Source organism: Chloracidobacterium thermophilum B (assembly GCF_000226295.1).
GTDB lineage: Bacteria > Acidobacteriota > Blastocatellia > Chloracidobacteriales > Chloracidobacteriaceae > Chloracidobacterium > Chloracidobacterium thermophilum.
In genome coordinates this window covers 1,981,994-1,997,962 of record NC_016024.1, presented here as the reverse complement: position 1 = coordinate 1,997,962, position 15,969 = coordinate 1,981,994, and the positions used below count along the sequence as shown (strand labels likewise).

General features: G+C 54.3%; 15 protein-coding genes. 10 read left to right on the top strand and 5 right to left on the bottom strand.

Going from position 1 to position 15,969, the window contains the following annotated elements; all coding sequences use genetic code 11:
* Position 1: 1 nt before the first annotated feature.
* A complete protein-coding gene (locus tag CABTHER_RS17010; protein ID WP_148263991.1) occupies positions 2 to 430 on the bottom strand; it encodes a hypothetical protein in 429 nt (142 codons plus the stop codon).
* Positions 431 to 593: 163 nt separating this feature from the next.
* Here CABTHER_RS17010 and nuoH point away from each other — a divergent pair, with 163 nt between their 5' ends.
* The 10 genes from nuoH (at position 594) to CABTHER_RS15810 (ending at position 9,889) form a co-directional block, all read left to right on the top strand.
* The gene (gene nuoH, locus CABTHER_RS08185; protein WP_014100153.1) at positions 594 to 1,616 is read left to right on the top strand and encodes an NADH-quinone oxidoreductase subunit NuoH; all 1,023 of its coding nucleotides are present in this window, start codon (positions 594 to 596) and stop codon (positions 1,614 to 1,616) included.
* A 48-nt stretch (positions 1,617 to 1,664) separates the two neighbouring features.
* Complete coding sequence (locus CABTHER_RS15815; RefSeq protein ID WP_014100152.1) at positions 1,665 to 3,110, top strand: sensor histidine kinase; 1,446 nt, start codon at positions 1,665 to 1,667, stop codon at positions 3,108 to 3,110.
* A 116-nt stretch (positions 3,111 to 3,226) separates the two neighbouring features.
* Positions 3,227 to 3,961 (top strand): sugar phosphate nucleotidyltransferase, encoded by a 735-nt coding sequence (locus CABTHER_RS08175; RefSeq protein WP_014100151.1) that lies wholly within the window; start codon positions 3,227 to 3,229, stop codon positions 3,959 to 3,961.
* Positions 3,962 to 3,963: 2 nt separating this feature from the next.
* Complete coding sequence (gene rfbC / locus CABTHER_RS08170; RefSeq protein ID WP_014100150.1) at positions 3,964 to 4,524, top strand: dTDP-4-dehydrorhamnose 3,5-epimerase; 561 nt, start codon at positions 3,964 to 3,966, stop codon at positions 4,522 to 4,524.
* On the top strand, positions 4,521 to 5,330 hold the full coding sequence (locus CABTHER_RS08165) for a WecB/TagA/CpsF family glycosyltransferase (protein WP_014100149.1): 810 nt from the start codon (positions 4,521 to 4,523) through the stop codon (positions 5,328 to 5,330). The genes rfbC and CABTHER_RS08165 overlap by 4 nt, the downstream gene beginning before the upstream one ends.
* Complete coding sequence (gene asd / locus CABTHER_RS08160) at positions 5,327 to 6,379, top strand: aspartate-semialdehyde dehydrogenase (RefSeq protein ID WP_014100148.1); 1,053 nt, start codon at positions 5,327 to 5,329, stop codon at positions 6,377 to 6,379. The genes CABTHER_RS08165 and asd overlap by 4 nt, the downstream gene beginning before the upstream one ends.
* A 50-nt stretch (positions 6,380 to 6,429) precedes the next feature.
* On the top strand, positions 6,430 to 6,801 hold the full coding sequence (locus CABTHER_RS08155) for a hypothetical protein (RefSeq protein ID WP_014100147.1): 372 nt from the start codon (positions 6,430 to 6,432) through the stop codon (positions 6,799 to 6,801).
* 44 nt (positions 6,802 to 6,845) lie between these two features.
* On the top strand, positions 6,846 to 7,451 hold the full coding sequence (locus CABTHER_RS08150; protein ID WP_014100146.1) for a thymidine kinase: 606 nt from the start codon (positions 6,846 to 6,848) through the stop codon (positions 7,449 to 7,451).
* A gap of 7 nt (positions 7,452 to 7,458) precedes the next feature.
* Complete coding sequence (ispF, locus tag CABTHER_RS08145) at positions 7,459 to 7,977, top strand: 2-C-methyl-D-erythritol 2,4-cyclodiphosphate synthase (protein ID WP_049787486.1); 519 nt, start codon at positions 7,459 to 7,461, stop codon at positions 7,975 to 7,977.
* Between the two features lie 28 nt (positions 7,978 to 8,005).
* Positions 8,006 to 9,889, top strand: a complete 1,884-nt coding sequence (locus tag CABTHER_RS15810; protein ID WP_014100144.1) for an ATP-binding protein — start codon at positions 8,006 to 8,008, stop codon at positions 9,887 to 9,889.
* A 28-nt stretch (positions 9,890 to 9,917) separates the two neighbouring features.
* Here the strand turns inward: CABTHER_RS15810 and CABTHER_RS08135 are convergent, their stop codons facing one another.
* The 4 genes from CABTHER_RS08135 to CABTHER_RS08125 form a co-directional block, all read right to left on the bottom strand.
* Positions 9,918 to 11,399 (bottom strand): ArnT family glycosyltransferase, encoded by a 1,482-nt coding sequence (locus CABTHER_RS08135; RefSeq protein WP_148263990.1) that lies wholly within the window; start codon positions 11,397 to 11,399, stop codon positions 9,918 to 9,920.
* A gap of 542 nt (positions 11,400 to 11,941) precedes the next feature.
* Positions 11,942 to 13,489, bottom strand: a complete 1,548-nt coding sequence (locus CABTHER_RS17005; protein ID WP_148263989.1) for an ArnT family glycosyltransferase — start codon at positions 13,487 to 13,489, stop codon at positions 11,942 to 11,944.
* 190 nt (positions 13,490 to 13,679) lie between these two features.
* Positions 13,680 to 15,278 (bottom strand): ArnT family glycosyltransferase, encoded by a 1,599-nt coding sequence (locus tag CABTHER_RS08130; RefSeq protein ID WP_148263988.1) that lies wholly within the window; start codon positions 15,276 to 15,278, stop codon positions 13,680 to 13,682.
* 14 nt (positions 15,279 to 15,292) lie between these two features.
* Entirely contained in the window at positions 15,293 to 15,952 is a 660-nt protein-coding gene (locus CABTHER_RS08125; RefSeq protein WP_014100139.1) for an HAD family hydrolase, read from the bottom strand.
* Positions 15,953 to 15,969 lie beyond the last annotated feature (17 nt).

The following is a 15,969-nucleotide window of genomic DNA, read 5'->3' as shown; positions in this document are numbered from 1 at the left end:
TTCAGTCTTTCCGGTGTTGCCAGCAGTAGCCCGTGGCACCACTGACCCACCGCTGGCAGGGGGTGCCTTTTTTGGTCGGAGCACCACAGCGGTGGCGCTCGCGGGAAAGGGTTGTACCAGCGGTTTCCCGACTGGTCTCCGGGCCAACCGGGGGGCTGCCGGTAAGTGCCTGCGCCGTGGTGAGCGGCGGCAGGGGCGGTGGCGGTTGAACGGCCTGCCAAACCACTTGTCCGGCACCCAGCGAGAGTCCCAGACAGACGCCTAACCCAAAGGTTTTCCAGTGAAAACCACCAATGCGATAACCACAAGCGGCGCAACGGCGGCCGCGCAGTGTCTCCCGCCCACGCGCACGCTGCCCGTCAGCCGGCAACGGTAAGGACTCACCACAGGCCGGGCAAAAGTTGGCCGGGCAAAAGCTGGAACGTGGCATGAACTCAGTCGCTCCGTGGGCAAGGTCTGTAAGGGGCAGTGTGCCGAATCGGTCGCTGGTTTGGGAAGGGTTTGCAGCGCCGGTTGGCAATGATAGGGTACGCCAGCATACATAAACCGTTGCATCCGGCTGCAACGGAGACGCTGGTCACTGGTCAAACCCCATGGTGCCTTTTGAGCAACTGCTTGCTTGGAGTGTGAAAATCGCCATCGGCTTCGTCCTGCTCATGACGACGGTGGCCTATTTGTCGCTCATCGAGCGCCGACTGCTGGCCTTCATTCAGATGCGCTATGGTCCCAATCGGGTCGGGCCGTTCGGGCTGTTTCAACCCATCGCCGATGGGCTGAAGTTCATTTTCAAGGAAGATGTTATTCCACTGGATGCCGACAAGTTTCTTTACGTTATGGCTCCGGCACTGTCGCTGGTGCCGGCGCTCATGACCTTTGTGCTGATTCCAGTCGGTGGGGAAGTGACCGTGCCTTTTCTGGACCGGCCCATAACGCTCTACGTCACGAGTATCAATGTGGGCTTGCTGGCCGTGCTGGCGATGACGGGCATGGGGGTCTATGGCATCGTCATGGCCGGCTATGCCTCGAATAACAAGTACAGCCTGCTCGGCGGGCTGCGTTCCTCGGCGCAACTGGTGAGCTATGAGCTGGCGATGTCTCTGTCCATCATCGGGGTGCTGATTCAGGCCGGTTCGCTCGATCTCGTCACCATTGTGGAACGGCAGGGCGGCGCGTGGGGGCTGGGCTGGCACGTCTTCTGGTTTCAACCGATCGGCTTTTTCGTGTTCCTCATCAGCATGATTGCGGAGACCAACCGCGCCCCCTTTGACTTGCCCGAAGCCGAAAGTGAACTTGTGGCGGGCTTTCACACCGAATACAGCTCCATGAAGTTTGCCATGTTCTTCATTGCGGAGTACGCCAACATGGTCACGGCAGCGGCCATGGCCACGACCCTGTTCCTGGGGGGCTGGCAGGGGCCGGGCGTGGCGCAGATACCGTGGTTGGGGCCGGTGTACTTCGTACTGAAAATGGCCCTGTTTTTGTTTCTCTATGTCTGGCTGCGGGCTTCGTCGCCGCGCCTGCGGTATGACCAGTTGATGAATTTTGGCTGGAAGTTCCTGCTCCCGCTGGCTCTGGTCAATGTCGTTCTGTCGGCCACGCTGGGACTATGGTTTTAGTTGTCTCCCCACTCGTGTTCAGGTGCCCGGCCTGGCAGGTCTCCACGGATGCCGCGTTATCTCGATCTTCGCTTTCGGCTGGCTGCCCTGCTTTCCATTGTCATCATTGGCATGGTGGCGGTGCTGTATGAACTCAACCGCCGTGCTGAACGCCAGATTTTGGCACAGGTCGAAGCCCAGACTGCACAACTGACGACGGCGCTGGAAGTCGGCCTGCAGAGCATCAGCACAAGCGACTACCTGGATGATTTCATCCGGTCACGCCGCCTGACGCCCAGCCAGCTCCAGCGTATCCGGCGGATTGCCATCGTGGACGCGAATGGCTTGGTAACAGACAGCACCCTGCGGGCGGAGCGCGGACAGCGGCTAGCACTCCCGACCGATGAAAGCCTGGTACAGGAAGGCGATCCGCTGGCGGCGAACACCACAGAAAACAGTCTGGCCAGAACGGTGTTCATTCCTTTTCAGGCCCTGGGCAAAGACGGGGCGCCGGAGCGCAACTACGTGGTGGTGACGATTTCAGCCCAGACGTTGGCGGAGACCATTGCCACGACTTCGCGCCAGCGGCTGCTGGCCACCGGTGCGGCGCTCCTGGTCGCGTTGGTTGTCGCGGTTGCCCTGGTGTGGCGCTTCACGCAGCCGATTGGCGATCTTGTGACGGCCACGCGCCGGATTGAAGCTGGCGACCTGACGGTGCAACTGCAGCTCAACCGACGGGACGAAATCGGCCTGCTGGCAGCGCGCTTCAATGCCATGGTGGTGCGCCTGCGCGAAGTCCGGGAGCTGGAAGAACGTCTCAATCAGGCCGAACGGGCGGCCGTCGTCGGCCGGCTGGCTTCCGGCATTGCCCACGAAATCCGCAACCCGCTCAACTTCATCAACCTCACCATGGATCACATTCGCACCCGCTATGCACCTTCCGATGCGGCCGAACGCGCCACCTTCGAGCGGCTGACCGCAGCCGTCAAGGACGAGATTGCGCGCCTCAACACGCTGGTGACGAATGTGCTGCGCATTGGCCGTCCGGCTACGCTTTCACTGCGTCCGGTCCGGCTGGGCGAATTGATTGCGGCCGTACTCGACGTGGTTCGCTCCAAAGCCGAGGCCCAGCAGGTCTCCCTGACCTGTGTGGATGAAACCGGCGGGATGCCCATCGAAGCGGATGCCGACTCGCTCAAATCGTGCTTCTCGAACCTTGTCATCAATGCCATCGAGGCCATGCCTCACGGCGGCGAACTGCATCTGCGCATTACACCCACGGCCACCGGGCAGGCGGTTCAGGTACGGGACAGCGGGCTGGGGATTGCGCCCAATGATCTGGAGCACATCTTTGACCCGTACTTTTCGACCAAAGACACCGGCATCGGGTTGGGGCTGGCCGTAACGCGCCAGATCATCCTGGATCACGGCGGCACGATTACCGTCGAAAGCACGCCAGGGCAGGGGACAACCTTCACCGTGACGCTTCCCCATCGCCCGACGCCACCCGGCTAGCCAGTCCGGGCTTTCCGGAGTCATTTCCTTCGCCAGGCATTTGCGGCATTATCCGCCGTCTGTGACGCGCATTTTGAATACAAGCGTTTTTTTTTGAACAGGGGGAAAGTTTTGCCATGAAGGGCGTAATCCTGGCCGGTGGACTTGGGACGCGGCTGTATCCGCTGACCAAGGTAACAAACAAGCACCTGCTGCCGGTCTATGACCGGCCGATGATTTACTACCCGATTCAGACACTGGTTGAAGCCGGTGTGGATGATGTCCTGCTGGTGACGGGCGGCAACAAGGCCGGCGACTTTCTGCAACTGCTGGGCAACGGCAAGGAACATGGTCTCAAGCGGTTGAGCTACACCTATCAGCAGGGTGAAGGCGGCATTGCCGATGCCCTGGCGCTGGCGGAAGACTTTGCCGACGGCGGTCCCATTGTTGTCATGTTGGGTGACAATGTGATTGAGAAAAGCATTGCCGGCCCGGTCGCACGGTTTCGGGAGCAGGGGCGCGGGGCCCGGATTCTGCTCAAGGAAGTTCCCGATCCACAGCGTTTTGGCGTACCCACCCTGAAGGGCTCGCAGGTTGTGCGCATTGACGAAAAGCCGGCGCAACCGGCATCGCCCTACGCTGTGACCGGCATTTACATGTATGATGCCACCGTCTTTGACATCATCCGCACGCTCACGCCAAGCCAGCGGGGGGAACTTGAAATCACAGATGTCAACAACGCCTACATCGCGCGTGGAGAACTCACTTGGGAAGTCCTCGATGGCTGGTGGACCGATGCCGGAACTTTCGAGAGCCTGCATCTTGCCTCCAATCTTGTCGCGGCGATGCGCCTGGCCGCCGCCCCACACTGACCATGAACTTCATTCCGACGGAGCTACCGGGTGTCATCCTGATTGAGCCAAAGGTCTTCCGGGACGAACGTGGTTTTTTCCTGGAAACCTACCATGCGGCCAAGTTTGCCCAGGCCGGCCTGGATGTGACCTTTGTCCAGGACAATCACTCGCGTTCGGTGCAGGGCACGCTGCGCGGTCTTCATGCCCAGTGGCGGCGGCCGCAGGGTAAGCTCGTCCGGGTCATTGCGGGGGAAATTTTTGATGTCGTGGTGGACATCCGTCTGGATTCGCCGACCTTTGGACGGTGGCTGGGCGTGCGCCTGTCGGCTGAAAACTTTCGCCAACTCTATGTTCCACAGGGCTTTGTCCATGGGTTTTGCGTGGTGAGTGACATGGCGGAAGTCCTTTACAAGTGCACGGCGCTCTATGACCCCGGTGATGAGATTGGCGTCATCTGGAATGATCCCGAAATTGGCATTGACTGGGGGATTGAGTCGCCGTTGTTGTCGGAAAAGGACCGGCGGCTGCCAACCTTGCGCACGCTCGTGCAGCAGTTGCAACAAGCGCCGGACGGCGTATGAAGCGTCCGACGCCAGTGTTTGCCGGTGTGCCGGTGGCCAACCTCACGCTGGATGAAACCTTGGCCCAGGTTGCCACCTGGCTGCAGGAGCCGGATTTTCGCCGCATGGCAGTGGTCAATGCCGCGATTCTGCTGGATGTCGAGCGCGATGCCGGGTTTCAGACGGCCCTCGCCACGGCTGATCTGGTGACGGCCGATGGCATGTCGGTTGTATGGGCCACGTGGTGGTTGCCTTTTTTGGGCGGGCGGCTGGTGGCGCGGGTGGCGGCGCCCGAGGTCATGGAGGGGGTTCTCGCCTGGTGTGCGCACCATGGACAGCGCATCTACCTGCTTGGTGCCACGGGGGAAGTCGTCACGGCCGTCTGTGAGCGGTTGCAGCAGCGTTTTCCCACCTTGTCCATTGCCGGCGCGCAGGATGGCTACTTCCCGGAAGCTGCTTCGTCCGCCGTGGCCGCGGCCATCCGCAGTGCCCGCGCTGACGTGCTTTTTGTCGCTATGGGTTCGCCCAAACAGGAGTTGTGGCTGGCCCGTTACGGCCCGCAGACCGGGGTACGGTTTGCGCTTGGCGTCGGCGGCTACTTCGATATTCTGGCCGGAAAACGCAAGCGTGCGCCGCGCTGGATGCAGTCCTGTGGCCTGGAGTGGAGCTTTCGACTGATGCAGGAGCCACGACGGCTGTGGCGGCGGTATCTCATTGGCAATCTGGCCTTTCTGGGGTTTCTTCGGCGTGAGCGCCGACGGGCAGCAGACCGGCAATTGGCCAACCGGTTATCCGTAGGCCAGCCATCAGGGGAGAAAACATCATGAAACACTGGCGGGTAGGTATTCTGGGCGCGACCGGCACGGTTGGGCAGCGTTTCGTTCAACTTCTGGAGCAGCATCCGTGGTTTACCATCACGGCTGTTGCGGCTTCGGACCGCTCCGAAGGCAAGCGGTATGGAGATGCCGTTGCCTGGAAGCTTCCGACGCCTCTGCCGGCGCGGATTGCGGAACTGACCCTGGCGCCGTGCCGGCCGCCGCTGGACTGCGACCTGGTGTTCTCCAGCCTGCCGGGTGATATGGCTGCGGAAACAGAAGTGGCTTTTGCTGCTGCCGGCTACCCGGTCATCAGCAATTCAAGCGCCCACCGCATGGCCCCCGATGTGCCGCTGCTCGTACCGGAAATCAATCCCGAACATGTGCGTCTCATCCCGCTCCAGCAGCAGCGTCGGGATTGGACGCGCGGTTTTCTCGTCACCAATCCCAACTGCACGACCTTGGCGCTGGTGCTTCCGTTGGCGGCGCTGGAACGGGCTTTTGGGGTGGAGATGGTTGTGGTGTCAACGATGCAGGCCATTTCGGGGGCTGGCTATCCCGGGGTGGCGTCGCTGGACATTGTGGACAATGTCATTCCCTACATCGCCGGTGAAGAAGACAAGGTGGAGTCCGAGCCGCGCAAAATCCTGGGGCAGCTTGTCGGTGACCGGATTGAGCCGGCGGTGCTGCGGCTCAGTGCCCATTGCCACCGCGTGGCCGTGACCGACGGACATCTCTGCGCTGCTTCCATCAAGCTCCGGCAGCCGGCAACTGTGGATGAAGTCGGTGCGGCTCTGGAGGCTTTTCGCGGGCCGGCGGAAGTTGCGGCGCTGCCCAGCGCACCGGCGCGTCCCATCGTGCTGCGGCGTGAGCCGGACCGTCCACAGCCCCGCCTGGACCGCGATCTGGAACGCGGCATGGCCAGCATCGTGGGACGGGTGCGTCCTGACCCGCTGCTGGACATCAAACTGACGATTCTCGGCCACAATACCGTACGCGGTGCGGCTGGCGCCGCGGTACTCAACGCCGAGTTCTTGGCCGCAACGGGCTGCTTCACCTAGAGTAGTCAGACGGCGCGGGCTGTATCTTTTACCAAACTGGCGATAAACCTATGCCTGACCGGCCGGCCTCTCCTGAACGCGAAGACCCAAGTGATCAGCCGCCTGACGAGCATCCAACCGGGGTGACGGCCCGGCGGCAGCTTATGTTCCCGGACGCCGTGGCGCGAGACAACCAGGTGCGCTCGCGGATTCCACTGGTGGCAGAGGCACCAGTCTTTGAGTTTGAACCGGTCGCGCCCCCAGAGCCTTCCGGGTTTCCAAGGCTGCCGCGCCGGTGGCGGATACGCCTGCGCCAGTTTGTCCGCAGGTATGTTGTATGGTTTGTTGTTACTCTGTTGCTGGCGGTGGCAGCGGTGGTGATTGTGTCGTTTGTTTCTCCGACGCCCAAACCGCCGACCCTGCCCCCACCCACCCGGCGGTAACGGGACTTTTGGAGGCCAGCCGAAACGTGCAGGAAGCAGCGTCAATGGAGTGGTCGGCACGTCCGCGCGGATGGATTGAAGTCATTGCTGGCGGGATGTTCTCCGGGAAAACCGAGGCGCTCATCACACGTCTGCGGCGGGCGCTGATTGCGCGGCAGACTGTCCAGGCGTTCAAGCCCCGGCTCGATGATCGGTATGAAGCCAACTTCATCGTGTCGCACAGCCGCCTGCGCATCGAAACCCAGGTCGTCGAAAGCGCCGAGGACATTCTGGAGTGTCTGCGGCCGGAAACCCAGGTCGTGGGCATTGATGAGGGGCAATTTCTGGGGGCAGGGCTGGTGTCCGTCTGTCATCAACTGGCCCAGGAAGGGCGGCGGGTCATTGTGGCAGCTCTGGACCTGGACTACCGTGGGGAGCCGTTTGAGCCAATTCCCCATTTGCTGGCAATGGCGGAATACGTGAGCAAGCCACAGGCAATCTGCGTCGTCTGCGGGCACCCGGCCAACTTTTCCCAGCGGCTCATCGCCGACGAGCGGCGGGTGGTTGTTGGGGCGGAAGGGCTGTACGAGGCGCGCTGTCGCCGGTGTTTTGTCCCCTATCCGGTGCGCCCCTCGGAAGCCGTAACCTGGGAAACGACGAAGGATAGCTGAAGGCACGATGCAGTCTGGCGCGTATCGGGTCGGGATGGGTTATGACATCCATCGTCTGGTGGAAGGTCGCCCGTTGATTCTGGGTGGTGTGACTATTCCCTATGAGCGCGGGTTGCTCGGTCATTCAGATGCCGATGCGCTGGCGCATGCCATCACTGATGCCCTGCTGGGGGCGCTGGCGCTGGGTGATATTGGTACGCATTTCCCGGACACTGACCCACAGTGGGCCGGCGCTGACAGCCTGACGCTGCTGCACCAGACCGTGGCGCTTGTGGCTTCCCGTGGCTTTGAAGTGGTCAATGTGGACGCCTCCATTCTGGCCGAGCGCCCGAAGCTGATGCCCTACATCCAGTCCATGCGGGAGCGTCTGGCGGCTGTCCTCCGCCTGCCCTGTGATGCGGTCAGCGTCAAGGCAAAAACGAATGAGGGGCAGGATGCTGTTGGCCGGCGGGAGGCCATTGCCGTCCACGCGGTTGTCCTGGTGGCACAGCGCAGCGAAACCGTGGATGCCACAGCACATACGTAACCTCAAATCTGTCTGAAGGAAATACACCATGTCTGCCACCCGTCACCTGCTGACGCTCGATGAACTCAGCCAGCTTCCGCATTGGGCGGCTGAAATGGGGCGCAAGTATTTTTCCGGCGAGGCGAGCCATTTCCTGCTGCACCACAACGTCTATGACCTGGCACGCGCCAAGCGTGGCTATGTTGGACTGGTGACTTTTCTTCAGCAGGAGATGCTGGGGAACAAACACATCGTGCTCTATAACCGCAGTGAGGGAATTTCCTTTGGCTCACAGGAAGCCGAACGCCAGTTTCTGGCAACCTTGCGGGTTGCCAACCCCCTTGCGGATACGAAGACCCTGACGACGCTCCCGCGTGATCCAGTGCCGGCGCTGGGGTTGATTGAGCGGTTTCTCTACGCTGGTGATCAGGTGGCGGTCATCATCAACTTTCTGGAGACGCTTGTACCGGCCGGCGAAATGACTCACCTGAGCAGTGATGAGCGAAACCTGCTTGTGATGTTTCAGCGATGGCTGACGAGTTCCCGTCTGCTCAATTCTGATAACATCGTTTTGTTCATCACAGAAAACCTGTCAGATGTGGCCCAGCGATTCCGTGAGAATTCGCGGCTGACAATCATTCGCGTTCCATACCCGGATCACGCGGAACGGCTTGATTACATCCGCTACGAGCTGGCGGAGATTGCCAAACGACGTAATGGCCGCTCCGAAAAAGAAATCGAACAGCTCAAAGCTGATTTCAAAGCCAAGGCCGAACGTATCTTGCGCGAGGAAGGCGTTGACCGGCTCAACGAAGAAACCAAAAAGTTCAATGAGCAGCTTGAGAAGATGAAAGCCGAGCTGGGGAACAGTGTCCTTGGTCTCAAAATGCAGATCAGCGATGAGCAGCTTGCTCACCTGACTTCCGGTCTGAACCGGGTTCACATCTCCTCTATTCTCAAAAATGCAACGCTCAGTGACGAGGGGTTGACGATTGATCTGGTACGTGCCAAGAAAAAATCCATCATCGAGGCTGAGTGTGTCGGTCTGATTGAGTTTGTGACGCCGAAATACGGGCTTGACCATGTTGGTGGCTTCGAGAAAGCCAAGGCGTATCTCCGCAACATCGCTGAAGTCATCCGCAACGGCGAAACCGAAGAAGCTCCCATGGGGATTCTTATCTCCGGCCCGGTGGGAACTGGAAAAACCTTTCTGGCAGAAGCCTTTGCCAAGGATTGTGGGCTGAACGTCGTCGAATTCAAGAACTTCCGGGACAAGTGGGTTGGTTCTTCGGAATCCAATCTTGAAAAGATTCTCAATCTCATCCAGACGCTGGCACCAATTGTTGTCTTGATTGATGAGGCTGATGCTACACTGGGGAACCGGGATAGTGGCGGAGACAGCGGCGTGGACAAGCGCATCTTTTCCAAGATTGCAGCCGCGATGGGAGACACAGACAATCGCGGACGCATTCTCTGGATATTGATGACCTCACGGCCTGACCTGCTTCCCATTGACCTGAAGCGGCAGGGAAGGTGTGAGGAGCATATCTCGCTGTTTTACCCAGAGTCTGAAGCCGATCGCTTGGCTATTATTGAGGCTATGGTCAGGAAAAACCGGATTGCCCATCATGTTACCGATTGGTCGCCGATTACAAAAAGTGATCTGAAGCTTTCGGGGGCGGATATTGAGTCTATTCTCATCCGCTGCCGACGGGTGGCGCGGCAAGCCGGGCGCAAGGAAGTCAGCCCGGAAGATGTCCGCGCTGTGGCCCAGGAATTCACTCCGGCCCGGGACGAAGTCGCCATCGAGTATCAAACTCTGGTTGCCGTCCGGGAGGCCACCTCGCGCGACATGCTGCCCGAAGCCTTCCGGCATCTTTCGCCGGCGGAAATCAGCCAGCGCATTGAGCAGCTTCGTCCCATGGTGCGCTAGGCTGAGGTAAGTCAAACTTGGGATCAGTCTAGTGGTTGCCGGGGCTGGGGACTTGAAGATTTCTGCGCGTTACCAAATAGATTGTGCCGTCTGAAAACTCAGCTACTGGCCTGATTTCAGGATTCTGATGTAGTCTGTCAAGAATTTCCAGGCAGTCACCAAGATAGCCTTGCTTAAAGCATATCAGATATGCTCTTCCTGCTTCTGGCCAGTTCGGGTGAAACTGAATAGACAGGCGTCCAGCCCGGATTTTGGTAAGGAAGTATAGTCCCTCAGGGTCATTAGTATAGACATGTAGTTGGAGTAATTCCTCGCGTGCTTGACGAACGTAGGCAAGAGTCTCGCTGGTTTGCCAGTGAACAGATTGATAGCCTAAGCCTTCTTTGCGAACCTCGAGTCCAAATTTCAATGTGGAGATCGCTGGGTAAGTAAACCAGGCTATCAGTCCTAGAACAACTAGCCAAGGCCGGACTCGCTTGGAGATTTTGTCCATTAATTGGAGATAAATTCGACGATAGAAGAAATCTATTAGCACAATCCCCAAAGGGATGAAGATAGGTGAAAGTAGCCTATTGTCAATTAGATTTTGGTGGGTACTCACGCATGCAATGAAGAGAAGTAATAAGTATAAAAAAATGAAAACTACTAGTGACAAAACTTTTAAATTCGTAATTTCTTTTACGCCGATAACAAGAAGTATGAAGATTAGCAGAAACGCAACTAAGAACAAGAGAGTTTTATTTTGGAAGTAGTTCACTGGAAAAATAAACCAGCTAGTAACAGCATTGACAAAACCTAAGCTGTGTTCACTAAAGCTGTGAAGAGGATTTCCTGAACGACCAAAGAAGGTTCGGGAAAGTATATAGTTCCTCATTCCCCATAGGTAAAGTGGGAAAGAAGAGATAAACAAGAATGTATATATTTCGTTCCTTTTTTTTACTATATCTTCCTTAGCTTTAAAAATCAATAAACTTAGGAATGAAATTAAAGCGAAAATACCTACGTAACGTGTCATACAAGCGAGACTAATAAAAAAAGAAGATACTAATAAGTATTTTTTGTCTTCATAGTCAATAAACTTGAGCATATAAAAAAAAGCGACACTTAGGAAGAGTATAAAGGTAGGCTCACTCCAAGCATAAACAAATGTCTGAAAGGTTGGTATCCCAAATATAATCGAAAAGCAAACAAACAGCGAAATTGGAAAAGAGTTTGTAATTAAGAATGTAAGGTTTCCAGATATAAAAGTAGCAAAGACTATAATTAGAAGATTAAGAAATAACGCAGATGTTTTTAGGTCTAAACCAAGCAAGAAGCTCAAAGTGGCAACAGCCAAAGGGTATAGTGGTGGTTGTGCACCGAAAGGTTCACCTGAGTAACAAATAAAGCCCTTTCCTTCAAGTAAGTTACCGGCAACTGCCAAGTATCCTGCTGAATCCGGTGAGAGTCCAATCCCGTGCTGAGACATAACAAACCATAGCCAGCCAGCGCCAAGCAGGCCAATGAGCATGAACCATATTTGCTGTTTCCAACCAAGTCGCGGATGGGGTACGGAGAGTGCTTCGGATGTTATCACGTCAATCATGTAACCTTTGAGAATTTGGCTTGATTCGGGAAGGCAGCATTCTCTGAAGTTGTGTACATAGGTAATCAAACGAGCAGGTACTGTCAAGAAAAACACCATTGCTATGGATTATTCTACCGACCAGCATATTGAATAGTTAGTATTGCAAAAAAACAGAGGAGGCTTTCAGGGGCGGATATTGAGCCTATTCTCATCCGCTGCCGGGTGGCGCGGCAAGCTGGGCGCAAGGAAGTTAGCCCGGAAGACGTACGTGCTGTAGCCCAGGAATTTACCCCGGCCCGGGATGAAGTGGCCATCGAGTACTAAACCTTGGTTGCCTTACGGGAAGCGACCTCACGTGACATGCTGCCGGAAGCCTCCCGGCATCTTTCGCCGGCGGAAATCAGCCAGCACATTGAGCAGCTCCGGCCTATGGTACGCTAAGACCAAGGCTAACCCAAGTTGATTGTGGTGATCAGCCTAGAATCCTAGATTTTTCTCCGTGTCATCAGATAGATTGCACCATCAGAGAATTCGGCTATTAGATTGATGTCAGGATTATAGGCTGATTTAAGAGTACCTAAGCAGTCACTGAGGTAGTCCTCCTTGAAGCAAATCAGATACACTTGTTCTGCTTCTAACCAAGTTGGATCGCTGGTATAAGCTATCAGATTAGATTGCACACATCTTAGACGTCCAGCTTGAATTTGCGCAAAAAAATACACTGCCTCGGGTTGGTTGGTATAGATGGGTAGCTGTACGAGATGTTTGTGGGCTTGGCGAGCATAGGCTATCGTTTCACTTTGTTGCCAGTGAGTGGCATGATAGCCCAGCCCTTCTCGGTAAGACTCGAGTCCGAGTGCCAGTGTGAAAACTATAGGATAGGTAAACCAGATTACATAACTCAAAGCGGTCGGTAAAAAATGCATTTTCTTGGGTATCTTATTTACTACTCGTATGTAGATTCGATGGTAGAATATATCTAGTAGTACGATTGCTAGTGGAATAAAAATAGGCGAAAGCAGTCTATTACCTATTAGATCTGTCTGGGTGTTCACGCAGGTAATAAATAGAAAGAGAGAGTAAACATAAACAAGTATTACTAAGGCAAGAGTTTTTAGATTCTTGCCATGATTCAGTGCGGTGATAGAAAGTATAGAGGATAGTAGTGCAATTGCTATCAGAAAAATCAGTATTTTATTCTGGAAGTAATTTACAGGGAGAATAAACCAACTGGTTATGGCTTCACTAAAACCAAAGGCGTGTTCACCTATGCCGTAAAGTGATCTATTCGAGCGACCAAAGAAAGACCCAGAGAGATTATAGTTTCTCACAGCCCAAAAGCAAATTGGAGAAGAGGAAATGAATAAAAACAAGTATATTTCATTTCTTCTTTTTATAACTTTCTTTTCAATGGCGAGAAGTAGCAGCATGAGAAACGCTATTATTATGAAAATGCCTACGTAGCGGGTTATAGTCAAAAAACCAACAGAGATTGAGCAAATTACCAGATATTTTTTCTTATCAGAATCAATAAATTTCACCATGTAAAGGAGGGCAAAGGTCAACAAAAATATAAAAAGTGGTTCGCTCCAAGCATAAGTAAATACATGATTTATTGGTACTCCAAATACTATTGAAAAACAGACGAATAGTGATACTAAAAATGATTTTGTAATTAAGAATGCTAATTTCCCAGATACATAAGTAGTAAGAGGTAAAAGTAAAAGATTAAGCAGTAAAGTAGACTTAACAGGATTTAATCCAGAGAAAAAACTAAAAGCGGCTATAGCTATAGGGTACATTGGTGGCTGCACGATAAAAAGCTCGCCGTTATAGGAGATAAAGCCTTTCCCTTTGAGTAGGTTTTCGGCAACTGCCATGTACCCTACTGAATCCGGTGAGATTCCAATCCCATGCCGAAATGTAGCAAACCACAACCAGAAAGAACCAATTAAACCGATGAATACAAACCAAACTTGTTGTTTCCAGTTAAGTTGTGAGTTTAGTAGACTGGATTCTGTAGATATTATCATGTCGCTTAATCACTCCCCAAACCCAAGAATCACATAAAAGGATGCCTGCTTACAGGACGTTAGATCAGAACCGAAAGCTGACCTCACGCCTAAGAGACCAGTGCTATATTGATGAGGTTTTGCTCTTTTATGAGTTGTCTTCCTGATAGGCTACACATCATTGTAGTAGTTGATCGGTGTAAAAAGTTACTTAATGAGGCACCAATGTTGGAGATGCAAGAAGGGATTTGTGTGTCACCAGATAGATTTCACCGTCGGAAAACTGGGCCAGTGGCTTGATGTCGGCCGCCTGGCGGAGTCCTTCGATGATGTCCAAGCACCCACCACGGTAGGCATGCTTGAAGCGAATCAGGTACGCCTGCCCTGACTCCGGCCAGGTTGAACGAAACCGAAAGGGAAGGTGCTCGGCCCGGATGTGGGCCAGAAAGTACAGTCCTTCGGGGTCGTTGGTATAAATGGGTAGCCGGATGAGTCGCTCACGCGCCTGGCGGACTTGAGCCAGGGTCGGGCTGGTCTGCCAGTAAATGGCGTGGTAGCCCTTGCCTTCTTGGCGTACCTCAAATCCAAGTGTCAGTGTAGAAAGTACCGGATGGGTAAACCAGATCACTGCTCCCAAGATAATGAGCCGGGATTGTGCACTACTGGAGACCTTGCTTTTTAGATATGGGTAGAGCACCTTGTTTGAAAAGTTTAACAAGACGATGACCAAAGGTATAAAAACTGGAGAGAGCAAGCGGTTGTCAATTGGATCGTATGCAAAACGCACGGAAGAAATAAAGACAAAAAGTGAATATGTGAAAACAAAGATTACAAGAGACAATATATTGGTATCTTTTATCTGATAGATACACGCAGTGGAAACTGCAAAGGTCAAAAAAATAAGTATCAGGATTAAGATAATGTCATTTTGCAAAGCATCTGTCTGGACAATGAACCAACCGGAAAAGGTGTCAAAAAATAGAAAAATAATCTCATTCGGTCTCAGAGAAGCCATGGTTCTTGGGCCAAAAGGAGTACCAGATAGAATGTAGTTTCTCAGTATCCAAAGAGATATAGGCAAGGATGAGATGTATAAAAAAGCAACAATTCGATATGTTTTTTTCTGCAATCTTTCACCCGGCATTAGAATCAGAAATAATAGAAATGAAAAAACAGAAAAAAGTCCCGCGTAACGAACCATGCACGAACAGGCTAGATAAAGAGAGCATACTAGTAAGTCTTTTTTATCCTTGGATGAGACAAAGCCAATCAGGTTCAGGAATGCCAGAATTGTAAGGAGAATGAAAAGTATTTCACTCCAGGCGAAAACAGAAACCCAAGTGATTGGTACACCCAGGATAACCGAGATACAAACGGCGATTGAGATAGGAAAGGATTTTGTGATCAGGATGGCAAGCCGGCCAGAGAAGTAGGCAACGGCGACGAAAAGGAGAAGGTTGATCAGGAGAGCCGATGTCGCCGGGGTGGAGCCAAGCAGGAAACTTATTGTGGCGATTACTAAAGGATACAGTGGTGGCTGGAGGACGAAAGGCTCACCCCGGTAGGAGAGAAAGCCCTTACCTTCAAGCAGGTGCTGGGCAACTGCCAGATAGCCTACCGAATCTGGTGAAAGCCCGATCCCGTGCCGGGACATGGCAAACCATAGCCAGCCGGTGCCAACCAACCCGATGAGACCAAACCACACGTGCTGTTTCCAGACCGGGGACAGGCACAGTGCGTCAGGCGCAGTCGGCGTCATTGGTCCAGAACGTTCAATTTGGGGGAATTCAGCTTTATTTTCGGAAGCCAATGGCACCTCTTAAGCTATCCACACAGGGAGTCAAGTGCCAGTGTCAGCGACGGAAAAATGCGGGCGGTGCGAGCTTGAATTTCAGGTGATGGCGCCTTGAAGTCGGGCACCATGATGACCGTGACACCGGCAGCATAGGCTGCCTGGACACCCGGTTCGGAATCCTCAAAAGCCAGCACATCCCGGGGCAATACACCCAGCCGTTCACAGGCTGCCAAGTAAATGTCCGGCGCCGGTTTGGGACGTGGTACCTCGTCGCCAGTCACAATAATGTGAAAGTGCCGATCCAACCCCGTGCGCGCCAAACGCTGCCGGGCTGCCGGGCGGTGCGTTGAGGTCGCCAGCGCCTTGGGCAACAGTTGGGCATCCACGGCCGCGATCATCTCCCACGCGCCCGGCTTGACAGGAATGGGCGCTTCGGCAAAGCAGACCGTCTCGTAGTGCAGCACGCGCTCGTGAAAATCCGGCATCGGAACCTGATCGCCGAAATGCTCCAGCACAATCTGAAGGGCATCGGCACGGGAACGTCCCACGAGCTGTTCATAAAAGTGTGGTGTAATGACAAAACCACAATCTGCCGCCGCCCGCTGCCACGACTGGCAGTACAGGGTTTCCGTATCAATCAGCAGGCCATCCATATCGAAGATGACCGCTGCAAAATCGCTCAACTTCATAACGCTGGAAATAAATA